The sequence below is a fragment of the Bacillus infantis genome, assembly GCF_020171945.1.
GTDB lineage: Bacteria > Bacillota > Bacilli > Bacillales > Cytobacillaceae > Bacillus_AB > Bacillus_AB infantis_A.
This window is the reverse complement of record NZ_JAIVAP010000047.1, coordinates 1-528: the sequence shown is the minus strand read 5'-3', so window position 1 is coordinate 528 and position 528 is coordinate 1. Positions and strand designations below refer to the sequence as shown.

The 528-nt window shown below is 45.3% G+C and carries 1 pseudogene; it reads left to right on the top strand.

From position 1 onward, the window contains the following. Positions 1-408: pseudogene (locus LCM00_RS24555) on the top strand (transposase); the annotation flags it as partial. Positions 409-528: the final 120 nt, after the last annotated feature.

Genomic DNA, 528 nt, shown 5'->3' with positions numbered 1-528 from the left:
ACTGTGAACGAAGAAGCGAAAGAACTGCCGGAAGTCATTGCGATTGATGAGTATAAAGGGGATACAAGAGAAGGAAAGTACCAGCTTATCATCGCTGATGGGGTCACTCGTGAACCCATCGATATCCTTGAGAATCGTTATAAGAAAACAATCAAGCAATACTTAAGAAAGTATGGAGCCAATGTCAAAGTGGTTGTCATGGATATGAGCCCATCCTTTAAGGCGGCTGTCCAACAGGCGCTCGGAAAGCCGGTTATTGTAGCTGACCGTTTTCACTTCGTCCGGTACATCTATTGGGCATTGGATGGGGTCAGGAGAAGGGTTCAGACGGAATGGCATGATTATGACCGGAAGAAATGCAAGAGGGGTCGCCATGTATTCTATAAGAGGTCAGATAAGCTGTCGGAGGATGTAATCGTCAACCCAAAAGTTGACCATGTCGCTCATATAAAAGTTGACCACCCTCTTGTTATTTCGAGTACGTCTCTTTGAGACGATAGCTTTCTCCATTCATAGGGATGATATGGG